This window comes from Sphingobacterium sp. LRF_L2 (assembly GCF_965644235.1).
GTDB lineage: Bacteria > Bacteroidota > Bacteroidia > Sphingobacteriales > Sphingobacteriaceae > Sphingobacterium.
In genome coordinates, this window is record NZ_CBFFRI010000004.1 from 411,615 (window position 1) to 431,388 (window position 19,774).

Consider the following 19,774-nt stretch of genomic DNA (forward strand, 5'->3'; position numbering starts at 1 on the left):
TAGAGAATATTAAATAATCTTTGCCCACATGGGGACAGGATCATGGTACATATCTTAGAAAGAGTTTGTAATCTTCGCATAAATCTCGAAACCTGCTACGAGCCCCAGAGCGAATAAAATCAATGTTTTAATAATTTTTGAAAAAATTCTTTCCATATTTCTAATCAATCAGTTAGACGAATATAATAAACTTATTGCATAAGCACTGCCATCTGTAGCAAACAAATAAAAATCAATATGATGTATAGCTGATTTTAGCAAATGGAACCACGATTTTAACTACTACGCTATGCTTTTTTGTAAAGGATAACGGTTCTTGATATCTTTAAAACGCAGTTTATTAAAGAATAATTACTACTTCATGGTAGATAATACCTTTTAAAGACATGCTGATAAATATACCCTTGATATTATGCAAATTAGACAGAGTTCTCCCCTCATCAAAATCGAAACAGATCATACGATCTTGTGCCTCGAAATCAGTGAGAGCGGTCAATTGATCAATAGCTACTACGGTCAGAAGTTAATCAATGAATCGGAATACAGAAAGATTAATAGTTTAGACAAATTTGTTCCTGGTAGTGATGACCTCTTTAACCAACGGCTTGCCTATGTGAGCTCTGGTTCACTTAATCTCATGGAACCCGCTTTATCGGTAACACATTGGGATGGTAACAACACGACCGTACTTTCCTATGTAAGCCATAACATCAAAAAATATGATGAAAACGTATCCTTAACACGAATTGAATTAAAAGACGACCGCTATGCGTTTTTCGTCACTTTATTTTATAAATGTTACGCTGCAGAAGATGTCATCGAACAATGGGCTGAAATCCGGAATGAAGAAAAAAGTGCCATTCTTTTAAACAAATACGCCTCCGCAAATATTACCATCCAGGGCAATCAATTTCTTCTAAAATCACATTACAGTGGATGGGGCAAAGAAATGCGCGTTGATGAACACGTATTAAACCATGGTCTATACACGCTAGACTCTAAATTAGGTACGCGTACGAACCTGCTGCTTTCATCCTCGTTTATGCTGTCTATCGATGAAGAAGCAACGGAAACAAATGGAAATGTTCTTGCTGGAAGCCTAGCCTGGTCTGGCAACTTTCGTATCGATTTTGAAAGATTTGATGAATATTATCTTCGCATAACATCCGGAATAAACAATTACGCTTCTGTTTACACACTCGAACAAGGAGAAATTTTCACTTGTCCATCCTTTATTTACACGCTTTCATGGAGAGGAAAAGGCCAAGCTAGTAGAAATTTACATGCTTGGGCGCAGAAATACCAAGTCGCACAAGGCCTGTCTTCGAGAGTAACAATATTGAATAATTGGGAAGCTACATATTTTGATTTCGATGAAGAAAAATTAGCCTCATTAATCCAGAATGCAAAAGAACTGGGAGTAGATCTTTTTCTACTCGATGATGGTTGGTTCGGAAACAAATATCCTCGCAATGCGGCTAATGCTGCTCTAGGTGACTGGATTCCAAACACAGAAAAATTGCCTAACGGCCTAGCTGCACTAATTGAAAAAGCAAATTGTGAGGATATCCAATTCGGACTCTGGCTAGAACCAGAAATGGTAAGCCCCAAAAGTGTACTTTATGAAAATCATCCCGATTGGGTACTAAAGGAACCTCTGTTACCCGAATATTATATGAGAAACCAATTGGTATTAGACCTCACTAATCCAGAAGTGCAAGAATTTATCTATCAAACCGTGCATGGATTACTAACGACACATCCTCGTATCGCCTTTATAAAATGGGACTGTAATTCTTTAATTTACAACGTGCATAGCTCTTTCTTAGCTAATCAAAATCATCTCTACATAGCCTATACCAAAGGCTTTTATCATGTATTGGAAAACCTTAGAAAGAGTCATCCTGAGATTCCCATGATGCTATGTGCGGGAGGAGGCTCGCGCGTAGATTACGGTGCGCTTAAATACTTCACAGAGTTTTGGCCGAGCGACAACACGAATCCTTATGATCGAATATTTATTCAATGGGAGTACTCTTATTATTTTCCTGCCATAACGATAGACAATCATGTAACAGCCATGGGCACTCAGCCTATTAAATTCAAGATAGACGTTGCATTTATGGGCAAAATTGGATTTGATATTCGGGTAAACGAACTGAACGAAAATGATTTACTTTTTGCTCAACAAGCCGTTAAAACATATGGAAAAATAAAAAACCTCATCTGGTACGGCTCCCTTTACCGCCTACAAGATCCTTACACACACAAAATTGCTTCATTGGCTTATGTAAATCCGGTTAAAGACACTGCGCTTGTACTCAACTACTATATGCCGACACTTTTTGCGACAACAATCGCTAAGCCCATTAAGATGCAGGGGCTGCTTCCAGATGCAGCTTATCAGGTAGAAGAACTAAATACCTATCCAAATACGGTATCCTTATTTGAATCCGGTAGAATATATTCGGGTGATTTTTTAATGAAAATAGGGTTTAATCCCCAAGTTGATGCGAACAGAACAAGTGTAGTCCTCTTATTTAAAAAAGTATAAATTGCTTATATTTTTAAACCATGGCTATATCAAGGACTATAAACAACGAATTGATGCACCCTTATCCAAAAGTCGGAACTACCAAATCGGTTGCCACGTTTATTCCACCAAACACCATGTTCGCCGGTCGCTTCTATACTTAATTTGTAACTTCCCTGAACCAACTGTGGTGTGACAAAACGTAGTCCCGTATCTGGTACTTTACTGTAAAAATCTACAAAGGAACAGTGTACAGTGTCGCCCACAGGGTTCGTAATACTAATTTTAGCGTAGCCTCCGTCCGGCGCCGTTGTGCCTAATACAGCCAAAGGAATACCATCGTATGGAATATTTAAAGAGGCTTGCTTCTGATTTGATTTCAGCGTGGATCTATCAGGCATAACAACACGAACTTGTTCTTTCGACTGTTCAAATGTATTGAAATCCCATCTTTCCCAATAAGCAGGGATTGTAAGTTTCGTATCGCTAGCATCTAAAGGTAACCATACTTGTGTTGCAGCTTGAGCTTGTTTCGGAAATGACCAGCGGTCACCCATATACATATATAGGGTGTCGTTGTCTCTTGGAACAGGAAGAACAAAACTACATTGTGAATTGTATGTTAACGAGCCCTCAGGACAAAAGGTACCTCGATTGACCCAAGGGCCTTCTATATTCTCCGCGGTATGATAAATATTATCATTGCGTTCCCAACTGGTCAAGCCAGAACTCAACAAATAATAAAGACCTTTTTTATGCAACATAGCAGGTGACTCACCCGCCCCCTTTATACCCGAAACTACCTTAGCATTTACGGAGCGATAATCCCCCTCTAAACGGTAGATATCACCATGGTGAATTAACAAATATCCCGTACCATCGTGATCTTGAAAAGTACCCATATCCCATTTTCTTATCGGTTTCTCCTCAAACAGCAACGCTCCCTGAAAAGTATATTCTCCATTAATCGTTTTACAAGTAGCAAAACCAATCTGCGGATCTTTATACAACATATTATCGGTATGCATAAACATAACATATTCACCGGTAAGAGGTGACTTCATTACTTTTGCGCGTTCCCCCAAGCGTCCTGGCCCAAGTAGGCCATCGTTTTGTTTGGGTAATACAATTTTCTCAAATTTCCAATTCACCATATCCTTTGATGAATAGCAACTAAAGCCATTAAACATGTTTACGCTGTCGGTCTTATACTCTCCAAAAAGGTAATACATACCATTCTCTTCAACAATGCAAGCCCCATGTGCATTGACAATATTCCGACTGTCATCAAACCAAGGTACGCCATTGTATATCGTAGAAGACGAGGATTTCAACTGCGCAATCACCACATTACAAACAAATAGAGATAGGATAAAAAAAAATAAAAGTCGCATACTAGACATTTGTTAAGTAAAAAAGATCCATCATAACTTAGTGAACCGGTTTTCGATAGAAGCAGCTCCTCTTCGAATATCATTACACTATGTACACACAATTTTAATCATACGCTTCAGTTCTCGCAACCTGCTTTCTACAGGATAGTGCGTTTAAATTCATATCAATCATTACCGTTGTGGTCATGTGGGCGGTGTAAAAATGAATGTTTATTCCGCTTTATTACTTATTTTTACAAATTTCCTGATATAGTTTTATCCGCTATATCAGACTTCATAGTTGCGAATTATAAAAAAACCATTGCAAATTGTAAAGTCATTTTGATGTTACGATAGGGAATGTTTCTTTTGAGGATAACATAACAGCATTTTTATAAACATGATAAACATCTCATTCTCTCATTTGATTCGTAACGAATATTATAGATCTATTTTTTATGTAATGGTGTCGTTTTTATTGTTGAGCCAACAGCAAGCCTATGCACAAAAAATAAGCAGTCACGAATTCTTTGATATCGATCAGACGTTTTTTAACGGAAAGGTAAAACGTTTTCACAATCTTAGCACATTTAAAAAATATTTTGGAGAGGCAGATAGCAGCAAACTATTAATCGATGAATCTCCCTGTAGTTATATTTTTGAATATGAGGATGGAAGTAAAGATGCAGGCGATAAATACTTATACAAAAACGGATCTCGATTTGAAAACAATGGCGACAGTGTTGCTGTAGATGAATTTCGTTTCCAGTCCAATAACTTTATAAAATATAAAGATTCTATCTTAGATGGTTCAACGACGATAGAAGCCCTACGAAAGTTATTTCCCAATGCGGTAAAGGATGTTATGGAAATGGATGTATTTCGCGAAGGAAAGTTACAAGTCATCACACTTTTTGAAGATGCGGAACATCTTTCAGATGGACAAGTGCGAATCTTTCTAAAAAACGGCAAACTGTATTTTATGCATTGGTGGTTCCCTTGTTAAATAGTTCAATTAAACACAGGAATAATGAATATAAAATTTTACACGATCATACTTGTTACAAGCCTTATCTTTATTTCTTGTCAACAGCATTCCGAAACACAACATCAAAAGACAACGGCTGATAGCAATCTTGTTACATCTGCTACCGAACATATATCATCAACTGAGACGGAAAACAACAATACATTACCTGTCTACGGTAACCTCTATCCTATTGAAATTGTAAATCCGGATAGTGAGGATGTATTTAAAAGATATGGCATTGAGTTTTCAGGGGTTTGCTATGCTTGCGATTTAGCTAAGATCGTGGTAAACGAACATACAATAAAATTGGTGAACGTATGCGATGATCTCGATTTAAACGAAATGGCACTCTCCACCTATAGCAATAAAGGAAACAAAATTTTATTCACAACGAAGTCTCAAAAATTTATATTAACAAAGATCACTGATACTCCGGTTTACAAATTAGAGATAACAGGAGAAGAACTGAACTTTGAAAACAAACGACTAGTAACTTACTATACAGATGAACGGATAATTACGCAATTTGAACAACATGATTGCGGTGATTTTCAAGGGTAAAAGTCATAACCTCCCCCGGTTAGATGCAGCAGACTTTTAAAGACAAACCTCTCCTCCCTTAGAGCGTACTAAAATCCGACATGACAACAATGCAATTTCTAATTACAACGATTATCAATGGCGAATAGTGCACTGTAAGGTGCGAAATATTTTTATTTATATTAATTATAAATTACTTTTGCTAGCTAATACATGTAAACAACTAAAAATAGTGTTGCTCCATATATTCGCATACAAAGACAAGCTAATAAGGTGCAGATTTTTAACTAGTTAGTTTTATAAAAAATACGACAAAAATGCTATTGATCATAATAAAAAGCCTCGTTTTACTCCTGATATTATCTATTTTTTTAGGTACCTTATATGAATACTTTTCCAGATGGCAGCTGGAAAAGAAGCTATTTGAGAACAAAACCTTCGTGGAAATCAACGGCACACCATTACATTACGTTAAGAAAGGAAATAAAGCGTTCTGTACAGTTGTATTTATGTCGGGTATGGGAAGTAATCATAGTATCTGGAAAGAAGTACAAGATCGAGTCTCGAAACATGCGACGACCATATCCTATGATCGAAATGGTATTTTATTTAGTGAATCATCACAGCAACCTATCACGAATGAAAATGTCAGTGCAGAGCTTGAACAGCTTTTAACAAAAACAGATTGCCCTAAACCCTATATCCTGGTCGGACACTCTATGGCTGGAATCTACCTTCGCCCCTTTATAAGCAAGCATCAATCTAATATTCAAGGAATTGTATTCGCAGAGGCCGCTCATCCAAGGCAATTGAAAAATGCTTCTAAAGAACTTTTGAACACTAGATTTATTCCGCCAAGTTGGTTTGTAAAGCTCGTTGTAAATACAGGAATCTATCGTACGTTATTTTCATTTTTTCCCGTATCACCCGAGATTCCCATGTCACATCGACTGCATAAAGAAGAAAGAGATTATTTTTATAGATCGTATGAAACCTTACTAAAAGAGGCAAAGAATGATATGTTGAATTTTGAAAATGCAGAGCAGTATGAAAACTTTGGAAAAATCCCATTGACGATCATTTTAGGCACTTCAGACATTCGCTATAAACATATAAAAAAACATGCTATAAAAGAGGAATATCGTCAGCTCACAACTAGTCTTGCACATGACTTTTTAAACCTTTCAACAAATAGTAAACTCGTTGAAGCACAAGAAAGTGGACATGTTCTTCAAGTAAATAACAGTGAATTAGTGGCTGAGGAGATTATTTCATTATTGGATAGGTCGGACAGCCAATGAGTCTCTGCCCGATAAATCGATCTATGATGGTTTGTATAACTGCCAAAACGTTTAGTTTTCAGTTCTGATAGCATACCGTCGAGATAATCAACATCAGCGCGTCATAACGTTATCCGAACTGGCCAATATTCCATTTAGAAGGAATAACCTCTTTCAAACGTATGGTCTTAAGGCTAGATAACTCCAAAAGTATTTCTATCTCTGCACTTGAGGTATTCAATTGCATAAGGGACTCTCTACAAGCAGCGCAAGGTAAAATAGGTTTCCCCCCATGCGTTAAACAAACTAATTTATGAATGTTACTTTCACCATTAGTTAACATATTTGCCATAGCATTCCGCTCAGCACAAATCCCAAGCGCACAAGAGGTATCTATACAAATACCGACATATACATTTCCTTTATCTGTTAAAACCGCTGCGGCGACTTCGCCTGCGCGCACAAATGGAGAAATTATTCTTGAGTTTAACACTCCTATCGCACTTTCATATAAACCACCCCAGCTGTCCTTTTCATTAAGCATCATCATTATTCTTTTCTGTATCCTAATTTAATCAACAATATTAGTTTTCACAATAGCTTAATGACTGCAAAATTTGTTCCTATATTTAAACGGTAAAAAGAGGTTGTTCTCCAATAACTATTTCTCCACTTTAAAAGAATCAAATCCCTCCCGAAAATGAACTAAAAGTATTTCTAAAAATCGGCTAAGCACATAGGCTTTCATATCTTCATTAGGCACATACCCATCCCGCCAGTAACGCGTAGAAATAATCAAACAGCCTGTTCCAAGTTCGGGCAATAGTAAAACCTTCTCAGACCATTGCTGCGGAGTGTAATTATAGCAGACACTTCCATTGTCGCGTTCAATGACCTCCCAAGTTTTTAATTCTCCCGACCGAATGGAGGGAGTTATTTCATTAAATAAGGTCAAATTATCTTTTGAATAAATTGTCAATTTCATAAGCGATAAATTTTGTACCAACTTAAGAAATAGAAACGCTCAGCGCAATTAAACGGTTAACGAAAGTTACATATGTAGATTTTGTTCTACTTCAGTTTGAATAAACAGGGCCTAACATACTAGCGAAGAAGATACAATTTGAAAAACGACCGGCATTCGTTAAAAATCAGATAACGAATCTATAACAGCTCGGTGCTCGCTACCGAAGGCGAAAGTAGACGATGTACGAGCTGAAATAGTCCGTTAATATCCCATTAACTTCTAGTTATTTCCGCAAAATTATTTTAAGAATACAAAATTCGTGAATACTATCTCCGGCAAATTAATTTAAAAAAAATTGTCTAGATATGTCCACCAGAAACTTTACTTCAAAGAGAAGCAACACAATAATACATTGATTTACTAAAAAATCAAAATATCCGATAAAGATTTAAGAAAAATTATGCCGAGGCCAAGTAGAAATAAAATGTCGATCCGTGTCCGACTTCACTTTGCACCTTGATTTCACTATCATGTAAACGAAGGAGTTCCGCTACTAAATAGAGACCGATACCGAAGCCCGAAATATTTTTACTTTCTTCATTATTTACCCTATAGAAACGTTGAAAAAGTCGTTGCTGATGTTCCTTCGATATTCCCATGCCAACATCCCGCACATAAATTTTGATTTGATCACCAGCAAGTTCACACCCCAATGTGACCACACCTCCAACCGGCGAATATTTCACTGCATTATTAGAGAGATTGATCAAAATTTGCCTCATTTTTTCGCGATCGGCGTACAAATTTATAGCCTCACAACCTACAATTTCAAATGTGTGTTTTGCACTTATCAATTCACATTCTTCCAATACTTCGTTGGCCAGTGGAAATAACTCAAAATATTCTTTGCGAATATCTACTTTCCCTTCTTCGATCCGCGATAGGCCCAGATAATCTCCAATCATACCAGTCATTCTCTTTACATGCGCCTCGATTTTAACACTCATATTAAAAAATGACTCATCTTGAATCAAAGCGGACTTTTTTACAAGCAATTGTGTATAGAGCAACACAGACGTCAAAGGTGTTTTTAATTCGTGACTTACAACCGCTACAAAATCATTTTTGCGCTTTTCCTCAAGCTTTTTCTCGGTGATATCCCGAGCTATTTTCGAAATACCAATAATACTTCCCGACTGATCCCTTATGGGAGATATCGTTAACGAGACATCGATTAGTGCACCTGATTTTGTTAGCCGTTTTGTTTCGTAATGCTTCACGCTATTCCCTCTCCTCAGTTGAGATAAAATATAATGCTCTTCTTCCTTTCGGTCATCAGGTATAATAGTCATAATTGATTGTCCAGTAATCTCGTCTGCAGAAAAACCAAACATCTTTTCGGCTGCCTGATTCCAATTCGTAATCACCCCTTCCATCGATTTTGCAACAATGGCATCATTCGAAGAAGTAATGATTGCCGCTAGGGTTGCATTTTGCTCATCCGCTGCAACAGCATCCGTTACATCGAGAAGCGTACCAATGATACGCGAGATCTCGTTACGATCATTTCTAAATACCGTCGCCTGTATCCTAATTGAACAGCTTTTATCGTCTACAAAACGATTAAGTCTACAAGTGATATCTATTGGAGAGCTTGTGCTACAATCTGCTGCTATCCGAGCTACATTCGATTGGATGATGGGCCCATCCTCCACGTTGATCCGTTCAATAAATGTCTGGAAAGATATAATGTGCCTATCAGTAAGTCCTAAAATTTTCTTACACTCATCCGACCAATAGATATCCCCTCTTTCCCGGCTCCACTCCCAAGTCCCCAAATTTGTCGATTCTATGGCCAACCGAAGTCGAGACTCACTTTCCTTCAATTCCTCCAGCAGCTTATTCCCTTCTTGCTTTACTCTTTCAATTTCTGAAATGTCACGAGTGAGACATCGTGAATGCATAAACTCTCCGTCCTTTCTCCATCCACTGGCGCTGATCAACACATAACGAAGAGAGCCATCCTTATGTTTTAAAATTGCAGGTGAATCTAGGATCTTGACATCATTATAAAGATTAACTAAAATATCTTCTATAAACTCCGGTTGGGTGTGAAAATCTCCTATATGCCGGCCAATATATTCACATGCGTCGTAACCTAAGAATTCTAGCTCGGCTTGGTTTGCCCAAATGATAATTCCACTATGATCAATCCAATGTAAAGGCATGGGAACATTGTCTGCAAAATCTGTCAATTCTGCTAGACGAACCTCTTGTTCTCTATTCTTGCTTCTAAGATAATCTAGTTCTTTCTTAAGGCTATCGATGTTTTCCATGGTTTGCTGACAAGGAGGCTAATCCGATTCCCAATCGGATACAATTATATTAAAAATAACAAGCTATTACTAGAAAACAAAAGAAATTTGCTGCTTTTTTTTAGCAATATCTTATCGCTCAAACAAAATACACTTTTTTCGCATATTGCGAACAACGAAATTATCCAAGAGGCAATGTAAACCAAAATGTAGCACCTTTTCCGAAGATACTGTCTACTCCAATTTCGCCTCCATGTCTCCGGATAATATCTGCACTAATGTAAAGCCCCAAGCCCAGTCCAGATACCTTAATACTGTTATCTTCCGCTCGTACATAACGTTCGAAAATGTGTTTTTGCTTATCCTGTGGGATGCCGGGGCCGCTATCCCGAACATATATCTTTGCAAACCCATCTATTCTTTTTACACCAAGGAATACCTGCTGAGATTGTGGGGCATATTTAACAGCGTTGTTTACGAAATTGACAATAACCTGTTCAATTCTATTCTCGTCGGCAAACACCTCCAATTGACTATCCCCTTCAAAGACGAGCGTATGCTCGCCCGATTCACGCACATGGCTGCAGCAAGTGTCGAGTAAATCTTTTACTAGAAAATTTCGCTTGTTCAATCCCACACTACCACTTCCCATAGCACTTACATTTAGTAAATCCTCAATCAACATCGTTACTCTATCCATACTTCGAGTTGCTTGTGTCAACAAGCGCGTAAAAGTAACAGCGTCAGCCTTATCCTGCAATCTGACCAGCAGTTGAAGTGCTGCTTTTAATGTCGTTACAGGGGTTTTTAACTCATGGCTTGCTATGGATATAAAATCATCTTTCTGTTGTTGTAATCGTTTAAAATCGGTGATATCAATGACTGTCCCCAAGAGCTTACCCGGTTTCCCATCCAATTGATAAACCACTTTTCCATGCACACGAATCCAACGGATAGAACCATCAGAAAACAACAGGCGCATTTCATAAGTTACTTTCCCTTCTCGCGCAGCAATAATATGCGCTGCAGTACTTAAATGTAGGTCATCAGGATGTATACGTGGCAAAAGCTCTTGTCGAGAGATGGGTTTAGGATAATCAAATATCTCATCAAAGCGTTCGGAAGTAACCAATGTATTAGTCACATAATTATGGTCGTATGTCCCAATCTCAGCAGCTTCTACTGCTAAACGGGTTCGTTCACTAGCCTCTTCAATCGCTCTGCGCGACCACACTTTTTCGGTTACATCAATACAGACAACCATAATTGCCGTAACCGCACCATCTGTAGCGATAACAGGTTCATAGACAAAATCGAGATATAATGTTTGAGGCGTGCCATAGCGAACCAATAAAACCTCATGTTCTTTTGCGACAAATGCTTTTCCTGTGTTTACAACTTCCTGCATTACATGAGCATATCCCTCAGAGGCTTCTGCAACAGCTTCCCAAATCGGGCGGTACTGAACCTCATCCCGCAACTTTCCAACCAATTCCAAATAACCATCGTTGACTTCTAAAACAATAAGATCAAAAGCTCGGATAACACAGATACCTACAGGAGCTTGCTTGACAAGTAATCTAAACCGTTCTTCACTCTGCTTCAACCGTTCATTCCTGTCATTTAGATCCTTTTGATAGGATAACAGTTCTTCATTTGTTGCTGACAGTTCCTCGATACTCGCCGCTAACTCATCGTTTAAAGATGACATTTCTTTCACCAAACGTTGCTCCTTAGCAAGACTTTCCTCCAACGCTTTCCGCTGATGTACATTTGCAGTAACATCTTCGGCAGCTACTATAATACCTACCGTCTCCCCCATATCATTTCGCAACGGGTCATAGAAGAAGTTCACATATTTTATAGCAGGTCCCGACGGTGAATGATAAAAAAACAGTTGCTCTTCTTCTCCATATCCCTGTCCAGTTTCAAACACCCGACGAAGAAGCTTAGGGAAAGGCTGATTCGCTATTTCTGGTAAAATATCCATCAGTTTCTGCCCCGTTACCCCTTCTATTGTCTTCTCCCAAAGGTCAACGAGTGGCTGATTGGCAATTTCAATTATCCAGTCCTCCCCTCGCAAAATCATCAGCGGATAATGTGCCGTCATGACCAAATTCCGAAGGTCACTTTCAGATTCTGAAATACGTTGAATTGCCAAGGCAACCTTTTGCTCCATATCTAGAGGTACCTTTTCGTTCCTTTCACCAAGTGTATTCGATTGTTTAAATACAGATAACAGTTTACGCTCTTTATCCAACGAACCTTTTGAAGAGACACTTTCTGCTACAAGCTGTTGCCTCTCCGATCGATCCAGAATATCGTTCTTTTCGACTAGAATCAAATCTAGAAATAGGTACGCTATTGCATCGTCATCGTTAAGTAGAGGTTTTATTTCAAAAATCCAATTACCTGATTTATCAAAAGATAGAATTACTTGCTGGCCTTCATAAAAAGAAAATGGCACGGAAACATTTTTCCGTTCGAAAACTGCCTGTATAAAGGAATTTTGTAAATGTTGGAGGTCTACGGTCGCCATGTTGGCTGCCTCTAAAAACTGAATAAAGCTATTCCCCACTAGATAGGAATCAGCCTCACCGAATAACTCCTTAAAGGCAGAACTGTAGTCAATGATCTTAAAGTCTTTCGTTTTCGCGTCAATAAACACACGAGGTATCTCTGTTTGCAATGCGATATTTAGAAGAGTCTTATTGATATGGGTCATGATACTAAGCTAAAAAAAATAACTGAAATAACAGCTTGAGATATCGCACACATTCATGTCAATACAATCTCTACTATGAGCAGGCTTTCGCCCTCTTTTTATCGTAAATAAAAAAGAGCGGCCAGTATTACTGACCGCCCCCAAACTAAAAACTAAACCAAATCCAACTAGACGATGGATAAGACCTTATATCTACCTACCAAACGTAGGAAAGAAGCTATCTAATAAATTATGCTTTAGATGCCATATTCGACTAATGTACCACACCAAGACTAATCAATGTGAAAGAATAAGGATCTAAGCGAATCTGATCAAGCGTCAACGTCTTTGTTACGGGTACTGCAGTCGTCGAATCGGGTTTTCCTGAAAGAAAGAAGGCATTTCCAGATTTCGGCAGCTCCATTCCCTTATCAGAAGAAGATAGCTCAATATTGACCTCTACAGGAAGTAAGTTCACTAATCTGACGAAAACCTCACCGGTTTTGCTGTCTCGCACGACCGAAGCTGCAATCCGCTTGCGTACATTCGTATCGCGGTTATCGAGTTGAACAAGATTCGGTAAATATTCATCCCCACTATACTTACCAAAAAGCTGTTGAACATAGTAACCTACGGTTGGATATACCTTTTCGTTATCGAAATAGATTAAGTCGGGATTCCATTGTGTATTACCAATTTTTGCCAATAAAGGTGCATATGACGTCATCGCAACGATATCTCCATTTCGTTCAATGTTGCAAAGGTGAATTGCTTCAGCTAATGCAGTTTCTATACTATTTTTGCGATTTGGCAGATGGGCTGCATATTCCCCCACATAAACCTTCGATTTCGACCGATCATAGCGGTCGTAAAAATCTTGGTTATTAATATACCAACCGGGCGGATTATAATAATGCTCATCCACCATTGGTACCTCAAGCTCGGTCGCCAACTCCCATCCCTCCACATAATCCGAACCCTCGTAAAAAGGCCCTGTGGTACCAATAACAATAATCTCCGGATATTTCCTTTTTACGGCCTCATAAATCATGGTAAACCGCTCTTTAAAGATATCCGTAATAAGGTCTTCATTTCCAACTCCAAGGTACTTCAGGTTGAATGGTTTTACATGCCCTGCCTCTATTCGTTTTTTACCCCAAACGGTGCTGGCAGAGCCATTCGCATATTCAATCAAATCAAGAATATCCTGAATATAAGCGTCCATGTCGGCTAAGGGAATCCCGCATTGTTGCCCGCCGAGCGCGTGCCCATTGTGAGCAGAATTTTGGCATGGAACCCCGGCTGCAACAACAGGCACTGGTTCTGCACCTAGGTCTTCGCAGAACTGGAAGTACTCATAAAAACCAAGGCCATATGACTGATGGTATCCCCATAGATTACGCTGCGGTTTTCTACTCTCTAATGAACCTATTGTATTCTTCCAATGATAAATATTATCCAGTCCATTACCGTGACTTACGCAGCCTCCGGGGAAGCGAATAAACTTAGGTTTCATATCGGCCAATATTTCTGCTAGATCCAGACGCATTCCATTCCTTCTATTTTTGAATGTCTTTTCTGGAAACAACGATACCATATCTAAATTCACCGTCTGACATCCTTCTGGCACAATAAGCAATTCCGCATCTGCAGCGGTAGCATGTGCAGTAATATTAACCTCCAATTTCTTCCACTTATTTGTCAGAGCAGCAGTCTTCCCTTCGCCAATTATGTTGCCAGACTTATCCAACAGGCGCACGATAAGCCTGCCTCCTTTCTTACCAATATCTCGAGCAAATACGGAAAATAAATACTTTTCGGCTCCCCTTACGGCGATACCTCCGAATCCTTCATTAATCACCCCCCCATTTGTCCGAGCATCCAAGATCAAATAGTTTGTATTATTTACATGAATGGGATCTTCAGTACCGATCTTTAACTCATCTCCTTTTTCTCTAGCGCGCCAAGCAGTCAAACTATTCCATTCCTTACGGATATTGGAAGAATATTCAAACCCTCTATTTTGCACCAATTCAGCATAAAGTCCGCCATCTGCAGCGTAATTGATGTCTTCAAAAAATGCACCGACCATAAGATTACTAATGTTCTTTGGTTCAGCTCCACCGAAGTTCAAAACAGCATGCACGGGTTTTAAATCTTTAAATCTAATACCATCATCCGCAGCTACCTCTTGGTTCTGTTTTAAGTTGAAGCTACTTATTTGATAACTCTTGATTAATTTATCCAACACAGACCAGGCCACTTTATGGACGGTCCCCGACTGCAGTTCCTGATTGACTATCACCTGTGTACGCTCCATTACGTGACCTTCAAGAACTTTAGCCGACGAATATGTTTTAAAATCTGACGTCGTCACCACGTAGTTTTGCTCGCCATGATTCGTACTATGCCATCCGACAATATATCGTCCACTCTCTTTGTCAAATTCTATATATGGTTTTAAACAATTGCCCTTGGGCATAACAAGCGGATAAGATTGGCTTTTCCAATTGATTAAATCAGCCGACTCAGCGTGAGCAAAAGCACCATCTTCATCATTTAAGCTCCACACACAATGCCAACGTCCTTGAGGCGAATAAAATAGGAAAACATCCTTCATTTTCTTCTGCTGTCCCCACTGTCCGTAATCCGAACGCAAAAAACTATATTCCTCTCCTATTCCTTCCCAATTTTTTTTATCGATACTCCAAGCGATATGTAATCCATTGTGGTAATCATTCTTAGCTGTGTTGTAAGCAAATACATATACTGAATCTGGTTCATTCGCCCGTACCGCGTCGGCAAAAAGAAGTATACCAACAAGAAATATCATATGCACACACAGCCTTCGCTGCATCACTTTTCTGAAAGGCAATAGACTTTCCTTGTTCACAAAACATCTCGGATTCCAATTGATCTTTGCTATTATATTCATCATTTTCTAAGGTTATACAAATGCTATTTTTTCTCCCTTTATCTACGCATCTTACAGGCTATTTTCTTTACTCGTACCGTCAAGACCAACCGTGAATTTAACGCGTTGCATTTTATTTGGCTTACCTTATTAAAAAGAAAACGCTTTATAAGTAGAAAATCAGAAGAAACAATATATTAAAAAGTTAATCAATGATCTAAAAATCCCTCGAACATAATTGATTACCGATTCAAACATATTTAAAAAAACATAAATGTCAAAGTAACATTTATAAATACATTCTAATTTCCCATAATTAAAGCGTGTGTAAGACTTCTATCCAGCAGAAAATATTGTCAGAAGAAAAATAAATAAGCTCAACATATGTAAATGTTTTGGCTAATAATCGTCGCTACATTTGCCCATGAAAGCAGGGCCAACTATAAAGCTCCATTTCCAGAATGAATGAAAACACAACAAAAAAAAGTAAAAGCGATACTGTCACTATTAACGAGTGCAGTCATTATTGGATTTTCCTACGTATTCGTCAAAATTGCGTTAACGAGTGCCTCAACATCCGCCATATTATTAGACCGGTTGTTATTGGCCGGCTTTGCGCTTATCCTGTTGAAGAAAACAGGAATTATAGATATCGAGAACCTAAAGAAACGCCAAAAGTTTCAACTCTTCCTATTAGCACAACTTTATCCTATTACATTTTTCCTATTCCAAAATATGGGCATTAAGTATGTAACCACTACAGAAGCGTCCATTGTATATGCTCTTATTCCAATTTTTACTACGGTAGTCGCCGCCATCATACTGAAAGAGAGAACGACAAAATTTCAATATTTAGGTATTGTTCTTTCATTTTGCGGGATTTCTTATCTGTCTATTCGTTCTTTCGAGAGCTTTTCCGATAATAGCATGGGGTATCTGTTCCTCTTTTGCTCCATGCTTTCTATGGTTTTCTACTATGTGATCCTAAGAAAGACAATAAATAACCTACCTCCAATTAGTATTGCTTACTACCTCATCATGTTCGCATTACCCACTTCATTCATTCTGTATCTATTTTTGGGGGGTGTCGATTACCAAGTGCTTATGGATCTTCATCGATTCAGCAATTACAGCTATATAGCAGCAATATTCTATTTGAGCCTTTTGTCTACATTGCTTACATCCTTGCTCACGAGTATAGGAATCAAAAATTTATCCGCTGCGCAAGCATCGCTTTTCAGCAATGTCAGTCCAATCTTTGGCATTTTAGCAGGCATACTTTTTATGAATGACATACTACAATTCGATCAGGTTATTGCTACACTCTGCATATTTATAGGTGTATTCATCAGTTTAAAAAAATAGTACCATTATGACACAAAAAAATATAGACAACATCAGTTCCTTATGGCTTACTGTCGCCAATATGTGCGGCGGTTATAAACAAACTTCTGACTTCCATGTACTTGGTATCGACTACTCCGAATGGCCTAATAGAATTTGGACAACAGAGCAACTACAACCAGATAGCTTAACATACGTCAAAAAGATTATGCAACAATCCCCGGTCGAACTCACGCTATCAACATGGAACCAACTCACGTACGAGGCTGAAAACGAAGCCGATTCTTTAGGGCTCGTTTTGAAATCGACACAAATAGGTATGTCTATGCCGCTTTCGGACTACCAAACCATTCCTGTGGGTAACATCCATTTAGATCCTGTTGATCATATAGAAAAATCGATCTTATGGAGTACTGTTTTCAAGCAATGTTTTGGTTATCTAATTCCCTCGGTAGTAATAGAGAAGATAAAAACAAGAGTTAGCTTCTTTCTGCTTAAAAATGATCGTTTACAAACAGTGGGCTGTGTTGCGACCTTTACGAAAGACAACCAAATAGGTATTCATAGCTTAGGAATTTTGGACCAATTTCGAAAACAAGGTTTTGCAGAGCGGACCATGCATTATTTACTACGAGATGCCAAACAAAAGGGATTATTATCTGCGCACCTACAATCGTCAATGTTGGGATTGGGGATCTACAAAAAAATAGGATTCAATGAACTATTTAAAATGTGTAATTACAAACTAAAAACTTAGAAAGATATCGCTTTAAAATAGATGATTTTATTTTGTTTTGTCTACATTAAACAAACTGTTTTATATATTCTTCAGGACATTACAGGACAGTTTGTTCAATATAACTCTTTATCTTTAGTTATTAATGCAAAGACGGATGTCTGAAATAATACATCCGTATACCAAGTAAAATAAACCAGTAACTACTGTTAAGCTAACTAAAACACTTATGAGACCATCTGGCATCTTATTAAATTTTATCCTTTTTCTTATCCTCTTACCTACTTTTGCGCAAAAAAAATTTATTCCTACCGAAGAGGAAATACGATGGGCTAAACAATTCTTAGGCATAAGTGGCCCAGGTCGCCCCCATGAGGGAGATGGACGTGGCGGATGGCGTAGCGGTACCGACGGTGTTAAATACAGTGGCGATTACCCGCGAGAGGAGTACGACTTAAATTTTTCGGGGCAAGCGACAGGAAGTGCAGTAGATAGCGGTCTGGTACCCCCCATACAACCGGCTATAGATCTCCATGTTCGAGATGCTGTTGTAACCGTTGGTGGCGATGGAAACTATTACATGACAGGTTCTACGGGAGATAACATCTGGGCATTTACCGACGGAGTCGAACTCTGGAAATCTCCAGACTTAACTTCTTGGACTTACTTGGGGCTTGTATGGGATATCGATAAAGAAGCCGAACAATGGGTGAAGGAATGGAGACAACATCCGAAAAGAGCTGTACGTGCCGTATGGGCACCCGAGATTCATTATATAAAAAATAATTATTACATCTGCTTCAGCATGTGTCCAGATGGTATAGGGATACTAAAAAGCAGTACTGGAAAACCTGAAGGACCTTACATAAACGCTTTCAAAACTGAAGGGCCTATAGTCGAAGGAATAGATCCGACATTGTTTGAAGACGAAGACGGAAAAGTATATTTTACCTATGGTGCAGGGAACAAAATTGCTCAATTAAACGATGATCTAAGCGGTTTCGAAACAAGTTTTCAAACCATCACACTCAACGATCCTGATCATACTCCGAGCCACCACGCCGAAAAATGTTTTCGAAGAGGAATGAACGATTTAGGTCATGAAGGGGCTGTACTCTTTAAGCACGCTGGCAAATATTATCTGGGAGCCGCGGACAATTACGGAGGTCGTTACTCCACTTGCTTAGCAGTGGCTGACCATATTTATGGTCCTTACAACATGCGTCACGAAAGTATACCTTGTGCAGGAGGCACGGGCTTCTTTAAAGACAACGAAGGGAATTGGTGGTCCAGTTATTTCGGAAACGACCGTCAAAGTCATTTTAGAGAGAAAGTGGGATTCGTAAAAGTTCAGTTTGCTGCTGACGGTCGTGTTTATCCAGCAAAGGACCAACCTTTCGTCCAGGACAGAGAAAAAACAATTTGGCACAAGAAATGGGACATCACATGGAAAAGCAAATATTAGCTTACTGCTGAAACCTTGTTATTTCTCTTTCGGTCGATGTACTCTCTCCAATCCCTCGCTTTAGAGCGTAAATTATTTATCTTTTTTATCACTATCCGGCAAATTGGGATCGCTTTCTAACGTATCGGAACTGGATGTTGATTCTGGCACCACTCGAGTCAGATCTTCCTTATCTCTGTTGTTAGCCTTCTCAATTTGTTCGCTCACTTCTCTCTTGATACCCTCAGAAGCATCTTTAAATTCGCGAATACCCTTCCCCAGGCCACGCGCCATTTCCGGAAGTTTTTTCCCACCAAACAATAACAATACAACCACTAAGATCAGGATCATTTCTTGGGTACCGATATTCATAAAAGCAAATGTCATAACTTTAATTTTTATTATTTCTGAGCACAAAGGTGGAACAAATATTTTCAAACATGCTGCGGCAGTAACAAATCTCATCTAGTTATCTATCACTTTTAATCGAATTCTAATCTGAATCAAAGAAGATATTAACGAAAGACAACGCAATCCACATTTTTGTATCAAACTAATGTGGTAGGATGTAAATTTAATGTTGCTTTCAGATTT

At 38.6% G+C, this 19,774-nt stretch carries 14 protein-coding genes; 7 read left to right on the forward strand and 7 right to left on the reverse strand.

What is annotated here, in order from left to right; translation table 11 throughout:
• Nucleotides 1-412 precede the first annotated feature (412 nt).
• Nucleotides 413-2,554 (forward strand): alpha-galactosidase, encoded by a 2,142-nt coding sequence (locus ACSZOX_RS10555; protein ID WP_437919898.1) that lies wholly within the window; start codon nt 413-415, stop codon nt 2,552-2,554.
• Nucleotides 2,555-2,583: 29 nt separating this feature from the next.
• On the opposite strand, the gene ACSZOX_RS10560 is transcribed toward ACSZOX_RS10555, so the two are convergent.
• A complete protein-coding gene (locus ACSZOX_RS10560; RefSeq protein ID WP_437919900.1) occupies nt 2,584-3,927 on the reverse strand; it encodes a family 43 glycosylhydrolase in 1,344 nt (447 codons plus the stop codon).
• A gap of 379 nt (nt 3,928-4,306) precedes the next feature.
• On the opposite strand from ACSZOX_RS10560, the gene ACSZOX_RS10565 reads away from it, so the two are divergent.
• The 3 genes from ACSZOX_RS10565 to ACSZOX_RS10575 all read left to right on the forward strand — a co-directional run bounded on the left by ACSZOX_RS10565 (nt 4,307) and on the right by ACSZOX_RS10575 (nt 6,777).
• Nucleotides 4,307-4,912, forward strand: coding sequence for a hypothetical protein (locus ACSZOX_RS10565; protein ID WP_437919902.1), 606 nt, complete (start codon nt 4,307-4,309; stop codon nt 4,910-4,912).
• A 24-nt stretch (nt 4,913-4,936) separates the two neighbouring features.
• On the forward strand, nt 4,937-5,497 hold the full coding sequence (locus ACSZOX_RS10570) for a hypothetical protein (protein ID WP_437919904.1): 561 nt from the start codon (nt 4,937-4,939) through the stop codon (nt 5,495-5,497).
• Nucleotides 5,498-5,793: 296 nt separating this feature from the next.
• A complete protein-coding gene (locus ACSZOX_RS10575; RefSeq protein WP_437919906.1) occupies nt 5,794-6,777 on the forward strand; it encodes an alpha/beta fold hydrolase in 984 nt (327 codons plus the stop codon).
• Between the two features lie 109 nt (nt 6,778-6,886).
• Here the strand turns inward: ACSZOX_RS10575 and ACSZOX_RS10580 are convergent, their stop codons facing one another.
• The 5 genes from ACSZOX_RS10580 to ACSZOX_RS10600 all read right to left on the reverse strand — a co-directional run bounded on the left by ACSZOX_RS10580 (nt 6,887) and on the right by ACSZOX_RS10600 (nt 15,680).
• Nucleotides 6,887-7,306 carry a cytidine deaminase family protein gene (locus ACSZOX_RS10580; RefSeq protein WP_437919908.1) on the reverse strand — a complete coding sequence of 140 codons (420 nt, stop codon included), beginning with the start codon at nt 7,304-7,306 and terminating at the stop codon, nt 6,887-6,889.
• A gap of 111 nt (nt 7,307-7,417) precedes the next feature.
• On the reverse strand, nt 7,418-7,741 hold the full coding sequence (locus ACSZOX_RS10585) for a hypothetical protein (protein ID WP_437919910.1): 324 nt from the start codon (nt 7,739-7,741) through the stop codon (nt 7,418-7,420).
• 440 nt (nt 7,742-8,181) lie between these two features.
• The gene (locus tag ACSZOX_RS10590) at nt 8,182-10,059 is read right to left on the reverse strand and encodes a PAS domain-containing sensor histidine kinase (protein ID WP_437919912.1); all 1,878 of its coding nucleotides are present in this window, start codon (nt 10,057-10,059) and stop codon (nt 8,182-8,184) included.
• 160 nt (nt 10,060-10,219) lie between these two features.
• A complete protein-coding gene (locus ACSZOX_RS10595) occupies nt 10,220-12,763 on the reverse strand; it encodes an ATP-binding protein (RefSeq protein ID WP_437919914.1) in 2,544 nt (847 codons plus the stop codon).
• Between the two features lie 253 nt (nt 12,764-13,016).
• Nucleotides 13,017-15,680 (reverse strand): alpha-L-arabinofuranosidase C-terminal domain-containing protein, encoded by a 2,664-nt coding sequence (locus ACSZOX_RS10600; protein WP_437919916.1) that lies wholly within the window; start codon nt 15,678-15,680, stop codon nt 13,017-13,019.
• Nucleotides 15,681-16,121: 441 nt separating this feature from the next.
• On the opposite strand from ACSZOX_RS10600, the gene ACSZOX_RS10605 reads away from it, so the two are divergent.
• The 3 genes from ACSZOX_RS10605 (at nt 16,122) to ACSZOX_RS10615 (ending at nt 19,201) form a co-directional block, all read left to right on the forward strand.
• On the forward strand, nt 16,122-17,021 hold the full coding sequence (locus ACSZOX_RS10605; RefSeq protein ID WP_437919918.1) for a DMT family transporter: 900 nt from the start codon (nt 16,122-16,124) through the stop codon (nt 17,019-17,021).
• 7 nt (nt 17,022-17,028) lie between these two features.
• Nucleotides 17,029-17,757 carry a GNAT family N-acetyltransferase gene (locus tag ACSZOX_RS10610; RefSeq protein ID WP_437919920.1) on the forward strand — a complete coding sequence of 243 codons (729 nt, stop codon included), beginning with the start codon at nt 17,029-17,031 and terminating at the stop codon, nt 17,755-17,757.
• Nucleotides 17,758-17,965: 208 nt separating this feature from the next.
• Nucleotides 17,966-19,201 carry a family 43 glycosylhydrolase gene (locus ACSZOX_RS10615; RefSeq protein ID WP_437919922.1) on the forward strand — a complete coding sequence of 412 codons (1,236 nt, stop codon included), beginning with the start codon at nt 17,966-17,968 and terminating at the stop codon, nt 19,199-19,201.
• Nucleotides 19,202-19,273: 72 nt separating this feature from the next.
• Here ACSZOX_RS10615 and ACSZOX_RS10620 read toward each other — a convergent pair whose 3' ends face one another.
• Nucleotides 19,274-19,567: a Sec-independent protein translocase subunit TatA/TatB gene (locus ACSZOX_RS10620; protein WP_437919924.1), complete on the reverse strand. Its 294-nt coding sequence runs from the start codon at nt 19,565-19,567 to the stop codon at nt 19,274-19,276.
• Nucleotides 19,568-19,774 lie beyond the last annotated feature (207 nt).

Coding starts and splice junctions, on each gene's coding strand:
- ACSZOX_RS10555 (WP_437919898.1), top strand. CDS start 413: ATGCAAATTAGACAGAGTTCTCCCCTCATCAAAATCGAAACAGATCAT.
- ACSZOX_RS10560 (WP_437919900.1), bottom strand. CDS start 3,927: ATGCGACTTTTATTTTTTTTTATCCTATCTCTATTTGTTTGTAATGTG.
- ACSZOX_RS10565 (WP_437919902.1), top strand. CDS start 4,307: ATGATAAACATCTCATTCTCTCATTTGATTCGTAACGAATATTATAGA.
- ACSZOX_RS10570 (WP_437919904.1), top strand. CDS start 4,937: ATGAATATAAAATTTTACACGATCATACTTGTTACAAGCCTTATCTTT.
- ACSZOX_RS10575 (WP_437919906.1), top strand. CDS start 5,794: ATGCTATTGATCATAATAAAAAGCCTCGTTTTACTCCTGATATTATCT.
- ACSZOX_RS10580 (WP_437919908.1), bottom strand. CDS start 7,306: ATGATGATGCTTAATGAAAAGGACAGCTGGGGTGGTTTATATGAAAGT.
- ACSZOX_RS10585 (WP_437919910.1), bottom strand. CDS start 7,741: ATGAAATTGACAATTTATTCAAAAGATAATTTGACCTTATTTAATGAA.
- ACSZOX_RS10590 (WP_437919912.1), bottom strand. CDS start 10,059: ATGGAAAACATCGATAGCCTTAAGAAAGAACTAGATTATCTTAGAAGC.
- ACSZOX_RS10595 (WP_437919914.1), bottom strand. CDS start 12,763: ATGACCCATATCAATAAGACTCTTCTAAATATCGCATTGCAAACAGAG.
- ACSZOX_RS10600 (WP_437919916.1), bottom strand. CDS start 15,680: ATGATGAATATAATAGCAAAGATCAATTGGAATCCGAGATGTTTTGTG.
- ACSZOX_RS10605 (WP_437919918.1), top strand. CDS start 16,122: ATGAAAACACAACAAAAAAAAGTAAAAGCGATACTGTCACTATTAACG.
- ACSZOX_RS10610 (WP_437919920.1), top strand. CDS start 17,029: ATGACACAAAAAAATATAGACAACATCAGTTCCTTATGGCTTACTGTC.
- ACSZOX_RS10615 (WP_437919922.1), top strand. CDS start 17,966: ATGAGACCATCTGGCATCTTATTAAATTTTATCCTTTTTCTTATCCTC.
- ACSZOX_RS10620 (WP_437919924.1), bottom strand. CDS start 19,567: ATGACATTTGCTTTTATGAATATCGGTACCCAAGAAATGATCCTGATC.